The 15,511-nt window shown below is 65.4% G+C and carries 16 protein-coding genes; 3 read left to right on the forward strand and 13 right to left on the reverse strand.

The annotated features are described in order from the left end of the window. Window positions 1–2: 2 nt before the first annotated feature. From mraY to MTR66_RS01840, 10 genes are all read right to left on the reverse strand, one after another. On the reverse strand, window positions 3–1,073 hold the full coding sequence (mraY, locus tag MTR66_RS01795) for a phospho-N-acetylmuramoyl-pentapeptide-transferase (RefSeq protein WP_243917388.1): 1,071 nt from the start codon (window positions 1,071–1,073) through the stop codon (window positions 3–5). Window positions 1,074–1,090: 17 nt separating this feature from the next. After that, the gene (locus tag MTR66_RS01800) at window positions 1,091–2,572 is read right to left on the reverse strand and encodes a UDP-N-acetylmuramoyl-tripeptide--D-alanyl-D-alanine ligase (RefSeq protein ID WP_243917389.1); all 1,482 of its coding nucleotides are present in this window, start codon (window positions 2,570–2,572) and stop codon (window positions 1,091–1,093) included. Window positions 2,573–2,574: 2 nt separating this feature from the next. Then, on the reverse strand, window positions 2,575–4,050 hold the full coding sequence (locus tag MTR66_RS01805; RefSeq protein ID WP_243917390.1) for a UDP-N-acetylmuramoyl-L-alanyl-D-glutamate--2,6-diaminopimelate ligase: 1,476 nt from the start codon (window positions 4,048–4,050) through the stop codon (window positions 2,575–2,577). Beyond that, window positions 4,047–5,852, reverse strand: coding sequence for a peptidoglycan D,D-transpeptidase FtsI family protein (locus MTR66_RS01810; protein ID WP_407673016.1), 1,806 nt, complete (start codon window positions 5,850–5,852; stop codon window positions 4,047–4,049). Before MTR66_RS01810 ends, MTR66_RS01805 begins: the two co-directional genes overlap by 4 nt. After that, a complete protein-coding gene (locus tag MTR66_RS01815; protein WP_243917391.1) occupies window positions 5,849–6,388 on the reverse strand; it encodes a hypothetical protein in 540 nt (179 codons plus the stop codon). The genes MTR66_RS01810 and MTR66_RS01815 overlap by 4 nt, the downstream gene beginning before the upstream one ends. After that, on the reverse strand, window positions 6,372–7,376 hold the full coding sequence (gene rsmH / locus MTR66_RS01820) for a 16S rRNA (cytosine(1402)-N(4))-methyltransferase RsmH (RefSeq protein ID WP_243917392.1): 1,005 nt from the start codon (window positions 7,374–7,376) through the stop codon (window positions 6,372–6,374). The genes MTR66_RS01815 and rsmH overlap by 17 nt, the downstream gene beginning before the upstream one ends. Further along, window positions 7,373–7,876, reverse strand: a complete 504-nt coding sequence (locus tag MTR66_RS01825) for a division/cell wall cluster transcriptional repressor MraZ (RefSeq protein WP_243917394.1) — start codon at window positions 7,874–7,876, stop codon at window positions 7,373–7,375. Before MTR66_RS01825 ends, rsmH begins: the two co-directional genes overlap by 4 nt. A gap of 583 nt (window positions 7,877–8,459) precedes the next feature. Further along, complete coding sequence (locus tag MTR66_RS01830; RefSeq protein WP_243917396.1) at window positions 8,460–8,855, reverse strand: hypothetical protein; 396 nt, start codon at window positions 8,853–8,855, stop codon at window positions 8,460–8,462. Window positions 8,856–8,871: 16 nt separating this feature from the next. Beyond that, the gene (locus MTR66_RS01835) at window positions 8,872–9,870 is read right to left on the reverse strand and encodes a cysteine synthase A (RefSeq protein WP_243917398.1); all 999 of its coding nucleotides are present in this window, start codon (window positions 9,868–9,870) and stop codon (window positions 8,872–8,874) included. A gap of 105 nt (window positions 9,871–9,975) precedes the next feature. Then, window positions 9,976–10,293: a 2Fe-2S iron-sulfur cluster-binding protein gene (locus MTR66_RS01840; protein ID WP_243917399.1), complete on the reverse strand. Its 318-nt coding sequence runs from the start codon at window positions 10,291–10,293 to the stop codon at window positions 9,976–9,978. Between the two features lie 106 nt (window positions 10,294–10,399). Between MTR66_RS01840 and MTR66_RS01845 the strand changes: the two genes are divergently transcribed. After that, window positions 10,400–11,017: a DNA-3-methyladenine glycosylase family protein gene (locus MTR66_RS01845; RefSeq protein ID WP_243917969.1), complete on the forward strand. Its 618-nt coding sequence runs from the start codon at window positions 10,400–10,402 to the stop codon at window positions 11,015–11,017. A gap of 6 nt (window positions 11,018–11,023) precedes the next feature. Here MTR66_RS01845 and MTR66_RS01850 read toward each other — a convergent pair whose 3' ends face one another. From MTR66_RS01850 to MTR66_RS01860, 3 genes are all read right to left on the reverse strand, one after another. Continuing rightward, window positions 11,024–11,428 (reverse strand): c-type cytochrome, encoded by a 405-nt coding sequence (locus MTR66_RS01850; RefSeq protein WP_243917400.1) that lies wholly within the window; start codon window positions 11,426–11,428, stop codon window positions 11,024–11,026. A 76-nt stretch (window positions 11,429–11,504) separates the two neighbouring features. After that, window positions 11,505–13,739 carry a catalase/peroxidase HPI gene (gene katG, locus MTR66_RS01855; RefSeq protein WP_407673017.1) on the reverse strand — a complete coding sequence of 745 codons (2,235 nt, stop codon included), beginning with the start codon at window positions 13,737–13,739 and terminating at the stop codon, window positions 11,505–11,507. A 151-nt stretch (window positions 13,740–13,890) separates the two neighbouring features. Further along, a complete protein-coding gene (locus MTR66_RS01860; protein ID WP_243917401.1) occupies window positions 13,891–14,181 on the reverse strand; it encodes a 4a-hydroxytetrahydrobiopterin dehydratase in 291 nt (96 codons plus the stop codon). A gap of 47 nt (window positions 14,182–14,228) precedes the next feature. Between MTR66_RS01860 and ccmA the strand changes: the two genes are divergently transcribed. Together ccmA and MTR66_RS01870 are read left to right on the forward strand one after the other, a co-directional pair. Further along, on the forward strand, window positions 14,229–14,807 hold the full coding sequence (ccmA, locus tag MTR66_RS01865) for a heme ABC exporter ATP-binding protein CcmA (protein WP_243917402.1): 579 nt from the start codon (window positions 14,229–14,231) through the stop codon (window positions 14,805–14,807). Beyond that, a complete protein-coding gene (locus MTR66_RS01870; protein ID WP_243917403.1) occupies window positions 14,804–15,463 on the forward strand; it encodes a heme exporter protein CcmB in 660 nt (219 codons plus the stop codon). Before ccmA ends, MTR66_RS01870 begins: the two co-directional genes overlap by 4 nt. Window positions 15,464–15,511 lie beyond the last annotated feature (48 nt).

Raw genomic sequence — 15,511 nt, forward strand, 5'->3', positions numbered from 1 at the left:
TCCTATCGCAGCTTGAGCGTGGAAAGGCCGATCACCGCGAGAACGATCGAGATGATCCAGAAGCGGATGACGACAGTGGATTCCTTCCACCCCTTCTGCTCGAAGTGGTGGTGGATCGGCGCCATCCGGAACACGCGGCGCCCGGTGCGTTTGAACCAGAACACCTGGATGATCACCGAAACCGCCTCCAGCACGAAGAGGCCGCCGACAATGGCCAGCACGATCTCGTGATGCGCGGCCACGGCAATGGCGCCCAGCGCTCCGCCCAGCGCCAGCGAGCCGGTATCGCCCATGAACACGGCGGCAGGCGGTGCGTTGAACCACAGGAAGGCAAGACCCGCCCCCATGATCCCGGCACAGAAGATCGCCAGCTCGCCCGCGCGCGGCACGTGCGGAATGCCGAGATACGTCGCATAGTCCACGCGCCCCGCCAGATAGCAGATGATCGCGAAGGTGCCCGCGGCGATGATCACCGGCATCGTCGCCAGCCCGTCCAGCCCGTCGGTCAGGTTCACGGCATTGCCCGCGCCCACGATCACGAAAGCGGCGAAGACGTAATAGAGCGGCCCCAGCGGGATATAGCGCCCCGAAAGGAACGGCACATAGAGATTGGTATTGAGCTGGCTCACGATCATCCATGCGGCAATGCCCGCGACCACGAATTCCAGCACCAGCCGGATCTTGCTTGAAAGCCCCTTGTGGCTGCTCTTGGAGACCTTGTCATAGTCGTCCATGAAGCCGATCGCGCCGAACCCGATAGTCACTGCAATGCAGGCCCAGACGAAGGGGTTGTTCATGTCCATGAACAGCAGCATCGAAAGGACCAGCGCGGTCAGGATCATCAGCCCGCCCATCGTCGGGGTGCCGCGCTTGGCGAGGTGAGACTGCGGGCCGTCCTCACGGATCGGCTGCCCCTTACCCTGACGCACACGCAGCATGTTGATGAATTTCGGACCGATCAGCAGGCCAATGAACAGGGCTGTCATCAGCGCCGCGCCGGAGCGGAACGACTGATAGCGAAGGAGGTTCAACAGCCCCTCGAAATGGAACCACTCGGCTATAAGATACAGCATCTTGCGGGGACGACCCCCTACCCTTCCTGCTTGCTAAGCTCCGTCACGAGGGAAGCCAGCCCTACCGAATTCGAACCCTTGACCAGGATGGCGTCATCCCGTTCCAGCCCGAATGCACGCAGCGCATCGACAGCTTCCCCCACACTCGCGCAATGCGCGAAGGGCACGGATTTGCCAAGTTCGGCATTGTCCGCTTTCCCCAATTCCTCGGCCAATGCGCTCATCTCGCCGCCCACCAGCACCACATAGTCGGCATGCGCTTCGCGCAGCGGTTCCGCCAGCGCGGCGTGATAGTCCGGACCGTGACTGCCCAGCTCCTTCATCGCGCCCAGCACAGCAATGCGGCGGCGCGCCGGGGTGCGGCCAAGCTGGGCCAGCGTCGCGCGCATCGAGGCGGGATTGGCATTGTAACTTTCATCGATCAGCAGCGCCTTGCGCAGGCCCTGCTCGTCGGGTTCGCCGCCGGGCACATCGATTTCCAGCCGCGCGCCGCGTCCCGGCAGTCCGCCCATCTCGGCCAGCGCGACACCCGCCGCGCCCAGATCGCCCTTCACCGCGCGCACGGCGGCCATGACCGCCAGCGAATTAATGACATGATGCTCACCCGGTGCCGCGATCGTGTAGCACACGCGCCGGTCGCCCATGTCGACCGTCACCAGCGACCCGCCGCCGATAGCCGAAACGGTATCGAGCAGGCGCACGTCCGCGCCCTCGGCCCTGCCGAAGGAAACCACATGCGCGCCGCACCGCAAGGCCGCCTTGCGCAGCCGCTCGTAGTGCGGGCTGTCCGCCGGGATCACCGCCGTGCCGCCGGATTCGATGCCCTGGAATATCTCCGCCTTGGCATCGGCGATAGCTTCCTCCGAACCCAGCATCTCGATATGCGCGGGCGCGATCGTCGTGATCACCGCGACATGCGGGCGTACCTGACGGGTCAGCGCGGCGATTTCCCCCGCGTGGTTCATGCCCATCTCATAGACGGCGAACCGCGCGCGGCTGGGCGTGCGGGCCAGGCTCAGCGGCACGCCGACATGGTTGTTATAGCTCTTCACCGAACGGTGCGCATCGCCCCGGCTGGCGCGGTCGAGCGCGGTGAAGATCATTTCCTTCACCCCGGTCTTGCCCACCGATCCGGTCACACCGATCACCGGCCCGCGCGTGCGGGCCCGTGCGGCGGCACCCAGACGCACCAGCGCCTCCATGGTGTCGCTCACCAGAATGTGCGGGCCATCCACGGGCCGGTCCACCACCACGGCGGCCGCGCCCTTGGCGAAAGCCATGTCGACGAAGCGGTGCCCGTCCATGCTCTCGCCCTTCAGCGCGAAGAACAGATCGCCCGGCTGCACGTCGCGGCTGTCGATCTCCACGCCCGATACGGTGAAATCCGCATTGGCTGTGCCCTTGACGGCGCGGGCGATGGCAATCGCGTCCCACAGGACATGCGGGCTCTCTTCGGCCGCGTCCAAGGGCCAGTCGAGAATGCGGGCAACAGCGCTCATCGTCACTTTCCTCCCAGCGTGCCAGCCATTTCCCTGGCTACGGTAACATCGTCGAACGGCAGCACGCGCATGGTCTCGCCGCTGCCAATGATCTGCCCCTGCTCGTGCCCCTTCCCGGCAATGAGGACCACGTCCCCGGCCCGGGCTTCGGCGATGGCCTCGCCGATGGCAGCGCGCCGGTCGCCAATCTCGCGGGCACCTTCGCCCATCCCGGCCAGCACCATCGCGCGGATCGCGGCCGGATCCTCCCCGCGGGGATTGTCATCGGTGACGATAGCCACATCCGCACCTTCGCTGGCGATCCGCCCCATCTCCGGGCGCTTGCCCTGATCGCGGTCCCCGCCCGCGCCGAACACGGCGATCAGCCGCCCGGCCACATGCGGGCGCAGCGCCGCGATTGCCGCCTCCAATGCGTCAGGCGTATGCGCGTAATCGATATAGATGGGCGCCCCTGCCGGAGAGATCGCCGCGCGTTCGATCCGCCCCCGCACCGTGCCCAGCCACTTCATCGCATCGAACGTTCCGTTCGCATCGCCGCCGGTCGCCAGCACCAGCCCCGCCGCGACCAGCGCATTGGCAGCCTGATAGCCGCCGATCAGCGGCAGATCGATCGTCCGCGTCTGCCCCAGATAGTCAATCTCCAGCTTCTGCCCGAGCCCCCCGGGCGTGCGGCCGAGAAGACGGATATCCTCCCCCTTCGTGCCCACCGTGAACAGCTTGAGGCCACGCGCCTTCGCATGTTCGATGGCCTTGCCGGACCAGGCATCGTCGGCCCAGATCACGGCCGTGCCGCCGTCCACCACCACTTCGTCGAACAGGCGCATCTTCGCGGCGAAGTACTCTTCCATCGTCGCATGATAATCGAGGTGATCGCGGCTGAGGTTGGTAAAGGCCCCGGCGCTCACGCGCGGGCCTTCGATGCGGTACTGCGAGAGACCATGGCTCGACGCTTCGTAGGCAACGTGCGTCACCCCCTCGCGCGCCAGACCGGTCAGGTTCGCCTGGAACGTGACGTTGTCCGGCGTAGTCAGCCCGGTCGAAACGCTCTCGCCGGAAGTGGTCACGCCCAGCGTGCCGATGGAAGCCGCGCGCTGCCCGGCCATGTGCCAGAGCTGGCGGGTCAGTTCCGCCGTCGATGTCTTGCCGTTGGTGCCAGTAATGGCCACCAGCGTTTCGGGCACGGGCGTGAAGAACGGCGCGGCCAGCCGGGCGAACAGACGGCGCGGCTCGGCGTCGGCGAAATGCACTGCGCCTTCCACTTTCGCGTCCGGCGCGGCCACCACGGCAACGGCGCCTGCCTCGATCGCGGCGGGAATGAAATCCTCGCCATTGAATTTCGCCCCGCGAAAGGCTCCGAACACCGTGCCGGGCGCCACCTTGCGGTGATCGATGGCAAAACCGGTCACATTGATGTCCGCCACACCGGCCGCTCCGCCGGGGGCGATATTTGCAGCCTTACAAAGGGCGGAAAGTTTCATTCGCCGCTATCTCCCTGGGGCACCAGAGGCCTGAGGTCGGAAATGTCGATATCGCGCGTCTCGTCCGGCATGATGCCGAGCAAGGGCCCGATGCGCGGCACCAGCCGTCCCACGGCGGGGGCAGCGTTCCAGGCTGCTGTGCGCTGGTACGATGTCGCAGGCGTACCTTGCGGCTCATCCATCATCGCGACAACAACGTAGCGCGGCTTATCCATAGGAAATGCAGCGGCGAAAGTCGTGATCAGCGCATGCTTGCGATAGCCGCCCACGCCGGGCTTTTCGGCCGAGCCGGTCTTGCCGCCGATCCGGAAGCCCGGCGCGTTCGCCTTGCGGCCAGTACCGTAGTCCACGATCATGCGCAGCAACTGGCGGATGCGCGCGCTGGCCGCCGCGCTGAACACCCGGCGCCCTGCGGGCACGTCGGACGGATCGAGCTTTTCCAGCGTCGCCGGGCGCCAAATCCCGCCATTGACCAGTGCCGCATAGGCAGAGGCCAGATGCAGCGGCGTCACCGCCAGGCCGTGGCCGAACGAAACCGTCATCGTGCGCAGCCGGGGCCACTTGCCCGAAGGCCAGATCGGAAAACCGCGCGCGGGCAGTTCGATGAAGGGCCGCTCGTTCATGCCAAGCGATTCCATCGTCTTCTTCAACCGCGCCCCGCCCATCTCGTCCGCCACTTCGGACATGACGATGTTCGACGAATGGATCAGCGCTTCGGGCACATTGAGCGTATCGCCGTAGTTATGATCGTCATGGATGGTGAAGCGGCCGACATGGAGCGGCTTGGCGGGCCAGCGGCGGCTGAGATCGGTGATCGTCCCGGCATCAAGCGCGGCAGCCACGGTGATCGGCTTGAACGTGGAACCCAGTTCGTAGACCTGGTTGGTCACGCGGTTGAAGCCGTGCGGAACCTCTCCCTCTTTCGCCTGCGCCGCCGTGACCATCATGTCGCTGGGCTTGACGTGATTGGGATCGAACGCGGGCAGCGAGGCCAGCGCCAGCACTTCGCCGGTATCGACATCGAGCACCACGCCCCCGGCGCCCTTGGCCTTGCTGAGCGCCATCGCCTTGCTCAACTCGTCTTCCAGTGCGCTCTGCACCCGGAAATCGATCGAAAGCACAGACGGGTGCGTGCGCCCTTCGGGGCTGGTCAACTGCTTGTTGTAGACCTGCTCCATGCCGATGTGGCCCTTGCCATCGCTATCGACATAGCCGAGCACGTGCGCCGCCATCGAGCCTTGCGGATAGAACCGCGTCTCTTCCAGCGGATATTCCAGCGCCGGTTCGCCCAGGGCATGAACCCGGTTGGCCTCTTCGGGAAGGATCGAGCGGCGGATATATCCCGCCTTACCCGACGCCAGCTTTGCAATCACTTCCTTCCGGTCAAGATCGGGGAAGATGCGCAGAAGCCCATCGGCCACTTCCTGCGGCGTGTGGATCAGCGGCGATCCTTCGGTCATCGCCTTGGGGTTGAACCACAGCGAATAGACCCGGAAATCGCGGGCCAGAACCACGCCGTTGCGGTCCACGATCTCGCCGCGCGAAGGGACCAGCGCATCGCCCAGTTCGCCGCGGTGCGTGGTTGCCCCCGTCGCGCCCAGATAGCCGATGCGGGCAAGCGCACAGCCCCCGACCAGCACGAAAACGCCCAGCACCCAGAGCGAGCGAAGCTTGGCCACCAGCAAAGAGCGCTGCCGGACATTCGCAATCTTGCGGCGCCCGCTCGCAGTCGTGGCCGGAGCGGCCGGAATGGCCCCTCTTACTACGGGGATCGCCCCTAACGGATAGGTTGCCGCATTCACTGCCCCGCCTCAGCCACTTCGATCCGGGCCAGGCGCTGGCCCAGCGCCGCCGCATCCTGGGCCAGCTTCTTACGCTCGGGATCGCTTTCCCTGGCAGTTGCGGGCGCGGGCTCCGAGAGGGCAGCCGCCGTCGCATCGGTGACCGGAGAAACCATGGCGAGCAGCGACGAGCCCGTGTCCCGCGACACCGGCTTTTCGGCATTGGCATAGCGGATCGGCTGCGGCGCGCCCGGCCCGGGCGCCTTGCCCAGCGCCGCAAGCTGCCGCTCGCCTTCGATGTACTGCCCGGCGCCCGGCGCCTTGTAGCCGAACTCCAGGTCGTTGAGCTGCTTGAGCGCCTGCTGGTTCGAGCGGGTCTGGAATTCGGTCTGCAGGAAATCGATATCCTGTTTCAGCCAGACGATCTTCTTTTCGGTGTCGTAGACTTGGCTCTTCACCGCGTTGACCCGCAGCGTCAGCCCGATCGTCAGCGCGCCGCAGAGCAACAGCACCGAAGCCCATCCGATAGAACGGATACGGTCACTGGTGAGGTTCATGCGGCACTCCTGTGTTTTTTTGGGGCCTGTTGGTATCCCGGGCGGGGGCATCGGTGCGCACGGCGCTGCGCAAGGTGGCGGAACGCGAACGCGGGTTCGCGGCGAGTTCGGCCTCGCCCGGGCGCACGGCCTTGGCGACGGCGGAAAAGGCGGGAGGGCTCCCGGCGGCGACTTGCGGCAAGTGGCGCGAGGTTGCCTTGCCCGCGCTGCTGGCATCGCGCAGGAAGTGCTTCACCTTGCGGTCTTCCAGACTGTGGAAGGTCACAACGGCCAGCCTGCCTCCGGAACGCAGCAGTGCCTCGGCGCCGGCCAGCCCGGCATCGAGTTCGTCCAGTTCGCCATTCACGTGGATACGGATCGCCTGAAAGCTGCGGGTCGCCGGGTCCTTGGGCGCGCCGGGCCGGTGGCCCAGCGCCTTGCGCACGACACGGGCGAGTTCGCCAGTCGTCTCAATAGGCCGCGCGGCAACGATGGCGCGCGCCACGCGGCGCGACTGGCGCTCTTCGCCATAGAGGTAGAGCACATCGGCAATCTCCGCCTCGTCCGCTTCATTGACGAAATCGGCGGCGGACATTCCCTCCTGGCTCATGCGCATGTCGAGCGGACCGTCGGACGCGAAGGCAAAGCCGCGCCCGGCCTGATCGAGCTGCATCGAGGACACGCCGATATCCATGACGACACCATCGACAGCATCGATCCCGGCCTCGGCCATACCCTCCACCATTTCCGAGAAACGGCGCGGGTGGAGAACCAGACGGGGCGGGTCGGTTTCCAGCTCGGGCCATTTCGCGGGATCGGCACGGATCGCCGCGATCGCATCGGGATCACGGTCGAAGGCGTGCACGGTCGCCCCCGCATCGAGCAGGCGGCGGGTGTACCCGCCTGCACCGAGTGTAGCGTCGATAACGAGATCGCCCGGCTGCAGAGCCAGTGCGGCAACGACCTCATCGAGAAGCACGGGGATATGAGGGACACCGGGCGCGCTCATTTCTTCTTCGCCTTGACCAGTTCCGCCTCGGCCGCCGAACGGCAGATTTCAATCGCGCCTTCCAGCTCGGGATCGTCGGCCATCTTGTAGAGCTCTTCGGGGTTCCAGATCGTGATGAACTGGCCGACACCCTGAAAATAAAGCTGGTCCTCGACATTCGCGAGGCGAGCGAGCCCTTCGGGCAGAACGAAACGGCCGGAACCGTCGAACGGCACCTGCTGGAAGGTGTAGAGGGCCATGGCCTTCTTGACGCGGTTGAATGGGCGCCCGGCGGCATCCGCACGGGCCTGTTCACGGTCGAGTTCGTCTTCGAATTCAGCGACGCGGGAGAGGCCGAAGCCGACGAGGCATTTCCATTCGGGAAACTTGGCAAGACACAACACGTCCTTGCCGCTCGATTCGCGCACGGTGGAGCGAAGAGCGCTGGGCAGCACGAAGCGGTTCTTGTCGCGTAGAAGCGAAAAGCCCTGCCCGCTGAAGAAGATTGGCTGCCCCGCCATGGTGTTCCGTTGTCGCCCCTAAGGTCCTCGTCTCGGGAACAACAAAACCCGCCTCCTGCCACACACCCGCGCAGCAGGGTCCGCATCCCGGCAAGACGCGGCGAGACTCAGCCATTCCGATTGACTGTTTCCATATAACGGGAAATGCGGGGATTAAAGGGAAAACTGGGGATGAGTGGGAATTTATCCCCCAGTCCATCCGGAATCCAACCCTTTCTTCAAGAGCCACCCGCAGGTGGCCACACAGGAAATTCTAGCAAAACCATTATTTTTCAATGTGAAACTTGCGCCTCCAAGATGATCCCGGGAAATCCCCGCTTTTGAAGGTCATACCCCCAGCGATCCCCACTATTCCTTAGCCCGAAGCGGGAAGTGGAAACGCCCGCCACAGCAGGAACCTCGGAAAATCCGTATATTTTGCAGCAAGAACCTGCGCTTTGCGTGCTATCCCGTCTTTTCCCAAGCGAGAACCGGGCGTTGCCTTCCGCCCTTTCCCAGGCTTTCCCCGGCGCTGCGCATCCCTCGATTTCCCGTCCCCGGTTTTCCCGAACATCGCCTGCCCCGGCTTCGGCAGGCTAGCCGGTCAGGGCTGCGCGGGCGGATTGGCTTTGGCGCTGTCCGTAGGATCGGGCGTGAGAGCAGGCATAGGCGTGGGCGTGGGCGTGACTGCCGGGCTGGGCTCTGCCGCCGGGACGACACCGATATCCGCCAGCGGGTCCGTCGCCGGCTTCTTGGGCTTGGCATCCGCCGCGACGACCTCGCGGATCGGGTCCCCGGTGTCGGTCAGCCTGGCACGGTCCATGATAATATTGGCGAGCCCGACCAGCAGCAGCATCGCGCAGAGCCCGAACAGCCCCACTTGCAGGCGATGCACCGCCTGCGCACGCAGTTCCCGAGCCCCTGGCGCTGCATAGCGCCGGGCGGCCGTGATCGGTTCGACCATTTCCTTGACGATCTGGGGCGGAAGCTGTCCTGCCATCGGCAGAACTTTTACCTCAGCTTGCCAGCCAAGGGAAGACTGGAAGCCCCTTGGCCTTCAGCCACTCCGGATTGTAGAGCGAGGAGAGGTAGCGGAAGCCCGTATCGCACAGCATTGTCGCCACCCGCGCCTTGGGCCCAAGCTGCTTGCCCAGCGCCACTGCCCCCGCCACGTTGATGCCGGAAGAAAGGCCAAGGCACAGCCCCTCTTCCGCCAGCATGCGGCGGACCCATTCCAGGCCCTCTTCATCCGATATGCGGAACTGCGTATCGATCGGCGCGCCTTCGAGGTTCGCGGTAATGCGCCCCTGCCCGATCCCTTCGGCCACCGAAGAGCCTTCGGCCTTCAATTCGCCGTGGGCGTAATAATTGTACAGCGCAGCGCCGTGCGGATCGGTGAGCGCGATCGTGATCTTCTCATCGAAGGCCTTGAGGCCAAGCCCGGTGCCCGCGATCGTGCCGCCCGTGCCCGCCGCGCAGGTAAAGCCGTCGATACGGCCCTCCATCTGCTGCCACAGTTCGGGCGCGGTGCTTTCGATGTGGGCCTTGCGGTTGGCGATATTGTCGAACTGGTTGGCCCAGATCGCCCCTTCCGTCTCTTCGGCCAGACGGCGCGAAGTGTGAACGAAGTGACCGGGGTTCGAGAACGGCGCGGCCGGAACCAGCACGAGCTCGGCGCCCAGCGCCCGCAGCGTGTCCATCTTCTCGCGCGATTGAGTCTCGGGCATGACGATCACCGTCTTGTAGCCCAGCGCATTGGCGACCAGCGCAAGGCCGATCCCCGTATTTCCCGCCGTGCCTTCAACAATCGTACCGCCGGGCTTGAGCAGCCCCTTGGCTTCGGCATCGCGCACGATCCACAGCGCGGCCCGGTCCTTCACCGAAGCGCCGGGGTTGGCGAATTCGCACTTGCCCCAGATTTCGCAGCCTGCGGCTTCGCTCGGCCCCTTGAGCAGGACGAGCGGGGTATTGCCAATGAGATCGAGCGTCGAGCGCTTTGCGTGCGGTGCAGTCATGCTGGCTGAATTAGGATCAGCAGCGGCAAGGCGCAAACGATTTGCGCCATACCCCTGCCAAGCCGAACTTGCAGTGGAAGACTGTCTTCAGTCTTCCTGCGTGCCTCAATCTTCCTGAGCGATCGTGACCTTGCAGCCTTCCAGTGCCGAAGTGACCGGAATCTGGCAGGACAGGCGCGAATATTCGTTGCGGTGATCCGAACTGTCGAGCAGGTCGTTCTCGTCCTCGCTCATTTCCGGCAGCTTGTCCATGTAAGCGGGATCGAAGTGGACGTGGCAAGTCGCGCAGGAGCAGCAGCCCCCGCACAGCGCCAGCAGATCGTCGAATCCGCCGTCACGGATATTTTCCATAAGGGTGCGGCCTTCGACCGCCTCCAGTGTCGATTCTGCTCCCGACTGATCGACGACGATAATCTGCGGCATGCTTATAAATCCCCCTTGATACGCTCTCTTGCGCCGATGTGACTGTAGGCGGGTTTGCCGGAGGCTGCTAAAGGCTGCAACCCGCTTTTTCAAGGTGACTGACAACATGGGCCTGACCGCCGACAGATTGAAAACTGGCCTCGATGCGATTGCTGCCGCCGAACCAGCCATGGCGCGCGCGCTGGAAGTCGCCGGATACCCGGAACCGCGCATCCGGCCCACCGGCTATGCCACGCTGCTGCGCACGATCGTGGGCCAGCAGGTCAGCGTGGCGGCGGCGGCTTCGGTCTGGGCAAAACTGGAAGCGCTGCTGGGCGAAGGCCTGCCGCCCGGCGCCTTGCTCGCCGCCGATTTCGACGCGCTGCGCGGCTGCGGCCTGTCGCGCCAGAAACAGGGCTATGCGCGCTCTTTGTGCGAGCTGGTGGAGGCCGGGGCGCTCGATCTCAGTGCCTTGCCCGAAGACGACGAGGAGGCCATCGCCCAGCTCGTGCAGATCAAGGGCATCGGCCGCTGGTCAGCGGAAATCTATCTGCTTTTCGCGGAAGGCCGCCCGGACATCTGGCCCGCGGGAGATCTGGCCGTGCAGGCGGGCCTGCACAAGATTCTCGGCCTCGATGCGCGCCCCGGCGAAAAGGAAACCCGCGTGCTGGCCGAACAATGGCGCCCGCATCGCGGTTCGGCAGCGATCTTCACCTGGCACTGCTACAACAACCCGGCGCTGTGATGACGGCTACAGCGTCAGCAGGTAATCGACGACCGCCTTGCGCCTGACAGGATCGGCTATCCCCATGAACGGCATCTTCGTGCCCGGCACCATTTTCTGCGGTGAAGTAAGCCAGGTATCGAGGCTGTCCCGGTCCCACGTCAGGCCCGAGTTCTTGAGGGCTTCGCTATAGGCGTAGCCCGCAAGGCTGCCAGCCCTGCGCCCGGACACACCGGCCAGACTGGGCCCCACGATCGTCTTGCCCGCTTCGGTGGCATGGCACGCCGAACATACCGCGAAGGCCGCAGGTCTCGCGGGAGGCGGTGCCTGTACTTTGGCTTCGGCCCGCCCCGACGCACACCCCATCGCGGCAAGGCTGATCAGCGCCGCGAACGAAGCGCACAGTATCGTGACATTGAAAGCCTTGCTCATGGCCCAGTTCCCAAAAACCCGGGATAGAAAAAGGGCAGGCGGCCCCGGGGGGCGGCCGCCTGCCCTGCCGGTCAGTTTAGAACCGGTCGGCGTTCATCACCTTGGTCCATGCCGCCACGAAATCGTCAGCGAACATCTGGCCCGCATCGTCTGACGCGTAGACTTCCGAAACCGCGCGCAGTTCGGAATTGGAACCAAAGATCAGATCGACCGGCGTGGCCGTCCACTTCGTGGCGCCCGTCGTCCGGTCCTTGCCTTCGTAAAGGCCCGGCGTTCCCGCCGACTTCGACCAGACCGTGCCCATCGACAGCAGATTGACGAAGAAGTCGTTCGAAAGCGTGCCGGGACGGCTGGTGAACACACCGTTGGCCGATCCGCCCGCATTGGCATCGAGCGCTCGCATGCCGCCTACCAGCACCGTCATTTCCGGCACGGTGAGGTTCAGCATATCGGCCTTGTCCACCAGCGCCGGGGCCGGGGCTTCGTAGGAGGCTTGCGCGTAGTAATTGCGGAAGCCGTCCGCCTTGGGTTCGAGATAGCCGAACGAGGTCACGTCGGTCTGCGCCTGATCGGCATCGACACGGCCCGGCGTGAACGGCACGGAGACCTTGTAGCCCGCCTTCGCGGCGGCCTGCTCGATCGCGGCATTGCCGCCCAGCACGATCAGATCCGCGAGCGAGACCTGCTTGCCGCCCCTGGCGCTCCTGGCAAAGCTCTTGCGGATCGCTTCGAGCCTGCCGGTCACGCGCAGGAGTTCGGCCTTGTCGTTGACCGCCCAGTCGAGCTGCGGCTGAAGCCGGACGCGCGCGCCGTTGGCACCGCCGCGCATGTCCGTGCCCCGGAACGTGGAGGCCGAAGCCCAGGCCGTGCGCACCAGTTCGGGCACGGTCAGCCCCGATGCCAGGATCTGCGCCTTGAGCCGGGCCGCATCGCTCTGATCGATCACCGCATAGTCCGCCGCAGGCAGCGGATCCTGCCATGCGAACGTTTCCGTGGGGATGTCCTTACCCAGATAGCGCGCCTGCGGGCCCAGATCGCGGTGGGTCAGCTTGAACCACGCGCGGGCAAAGGCCTTGGCGAACAGCGTGGGATCCTTCTGCCAGCGTTCCAGCACCGCGCGGAACTGGGGATCGCGCTTCAGCGCCATGTCCGTAGTGAACATGATCGGCGCATGGGTCACGCCCGGAAGGTGCGCGTCGGGAACCAGGTTGGCAGCGGCGGGATCGGTCGGGATCCACTGCGTGGCGCCCGCCGGGCTCTTGGTCGTCACCCAATGGTAGTTCAGCAGATTGTCGATATACTGCGTGGTGAACTGCGTGGGCGCTGCCGACCAGGCGCCTTCCAGCCCGCTGGTGATCGTGTCTTCGGCATTGCCCTTGCCGCACGAATTCTTCCAGCCCAGCCCTTGTTCCTCGACACCGGCGGACGCGGGATCCTTGCCAAGGCACTCATCGGCCTTGTGTGCGCCGTGCGCCTTGCCGAACGTGTGGCCGCCTGCGATCAGGGCGATGGTTTCCTCATCGTTCATCGCCATGTGGCCGAACGCCTTGCGGATGGCTCCGGCAGCCGCAATCGGATCGTGATTGCCGCCCGGCCCTTCCGGGTTGACGTAGATGAGGCCCATCTGCGTTGCCGCCAGCGGCCCCTTGAGCTTGCCGTCCTTGCCGGTGCGATCAGCGGCCAGCATTTTCATTTCCGGCCCCCAGAACACCAGATCCGGCTGCCAGGCATCGATGCGGCCACCGGCAAACCCGATGGTCTTGAAGCCCATGTCTTCCAGCGCGACGGTGCCGGACAGCACCATCAAATCGCCCCAGGACAGCTTGCGCCCGTACTTCTGCTTGATCGGCCAGACGAGGCGGCGGGCCTTGTCGAGGCTGACGTTGTCAGGCCAGGAATTGAGCGGTTCGAAGCGCTGCTCGCCGCCGTCCGAGCCGCCGCGCCCGTCACCCACGCGATACGTCCCGGCGCTGTGCCAGGCCATGCGGATGAAGAACGGGCCGTAATTGCCATAGTCGGCAGGCCACCAGGGCTGCGAGGTATGCAGCACCTTGCGGATGTCCGCCTTCACAGCATCCAGATCGAGCGACGCGAATTCCTTCGCATAGTCGTAATCGGCGCCATAAGGGTTGGACTGGGCCTCATGCTGGCGCAGCGCCGAAAGGTCGAGGCTTTTGGGCCACCAGTCCTTGTTGGTCATGCCTTCGCGCACCGGCGCGGCCGTTTCCTGCGCCACTGCCCCGGGCGCAGCCATGAAGATCGCCGTGCTCACCAGCATCGAGGCGAACAGACGTTGGGATTTCCTGACCATTGTTCCTATCCTGTTGCAAAGCGGTTTTCGAGAAACCGGCAGGCAGTTACCCGCGGCGCGCAGCGCTTTGGAAACAGGACTGAGTCGTCACAGTGATCGGGATATTCGATCAAAAAACTGAACTTAAGTCATTTTACAGGTCACAGGCTGGTCATACGATCCCGTCGATGAACTGCGCCATGGCCACATCCCGGCGGCTCAGCCCCCCTGCATCGTGCGTGGTCAGGCGGATGCGCACCTTGTTGTAGACGTTGAACCATTCAGGGTGATGATCAGCCTTGTCGGCATAGAGCGCGACGCGGGCCATGAAGCCGAAAGCCGCGTTGAAATCGCCGAATTCCAGTTCGATCTCGATGGCGAGGCCGTCTTCGCTGAGTGCCCAGCCGGGCAGCTTGCCCAGCGCCTCGTCGCGTTCGGTATCGGTCAGTCGGGGGATGGCCATGTCACTCTCCTTGGCAGGGCTGCGGGTTTCAACTATCGCCCCCTGCCATGCAAGAGGCATCCATCGCCGTAAAAGACCTCGCGTGCCGTCGCGGCGACAGGATCCTGTTTCGCGGGCTGACGCTGCGCCTGAACCAGGGCGAGGCGCTGCAGATCGCGGGCAGCAACGGTATCGGCAAATCCAGCCTGCTGCGGATCGTTGCCGGGCTGGCCCCGGCTTTCTCCGGATCGGTGGAAGTCTGCGGCTCCATCGGCCTGATCGACGAGCGCCCCGCGCTCGATCCCATGCAACCGCTCGGCAAGGCTCTTGCATTCTGGCAGCGGATCGACGGCGCGGCCGACAATGAACTGGCGCGGCTGGGCCTTTCCGGCCTGCTCGACGTGCCGGTGCGCTACCTCTCGACCGGGCAGAAGAAACGCGCCGCGCTGGCCCGGCTGATCGGCCAGAAGGCACGCGTATGGCTGCTGGACGAGCCGCTCAACGGGCTGGACGTGCATGCCGTGGAACTGACCGAAAGGCTCGTGGCCGAACATTGCGCCGAAGGCGGCATCGCGCTGGTGGCATCGCACCAGCCGTTCGACCTGCCCGGCATGGGCAGGCTCGCCCTGGCGGAGCACGCGGCATGATCGGGCGGATAGGGGCTCTCCTCAAGCGCGATCTGGCGCGCCTGATGCTGGGCGGGCGTGGCGGCGGCGCGGTGCTGCCGGTGCTGTTCTTCCTGTCGGTGGCGATGCTCTATCCCTTTGCCGTCGGCCCCGACGCGCCACTGCTGGCGCGAACCGGCGGCGGGGTGATCTGGGTGGCGGCGCTGCTTGCCGCGATCCTCCCGCTCGACCGGCTGGTGGAGCCCGATATCGACATGGGCCTGTTCGACCAATGGGCCCTGCGCGGCATTTCCGAGGAACTGGTGATCGCCGTGCGCGTGCTTGCCCACTGGCTGAGCTTCGGCCCGCCGCTGATGCTGGCGGCCCTGCCCGCCTCGGCGCTGCTGGGGCTGAACGGAAACACCTTGCGCATTGTCGAGACCGGACTGCTGGCCGGAACCCCGGGGCTGGCCGCGCTGGGCGTGACTGTGGCGGCACTGACGGCGGGCCTGCGCGGCGGCGCGGCGCTCTCCGGGCTGCTGGTGATCCCGATGGCCGTGCCGATCCTGATCTTCGGCGCGGGAAGCCTGGGCATGGGCGGCGAGAGCGGCCTTGCGCTGACCGGCGCGGCCAGCCTTGTCCTGCTGGCCATTGCCCCGTTCGCGGGCGGCGCAGCGGTACGCGCGGCGCGCGGCTAGGGTCACTGCCGTATCCGCCAACATCGCCGCAGCGGTTGGCGCAGGGCA

The organism is Novosphingobium beihaiense (assembly GCF_022832375.1).
In the GTDB taxonomy this organism is placed as follows: domain Bacteria; phylum Pseudomonadota; class Alphaproteobacteria; order Sphingomonadales; family Sphingomonadaceae; genus Novosphingobium; species Novosphingobium beihaiensis.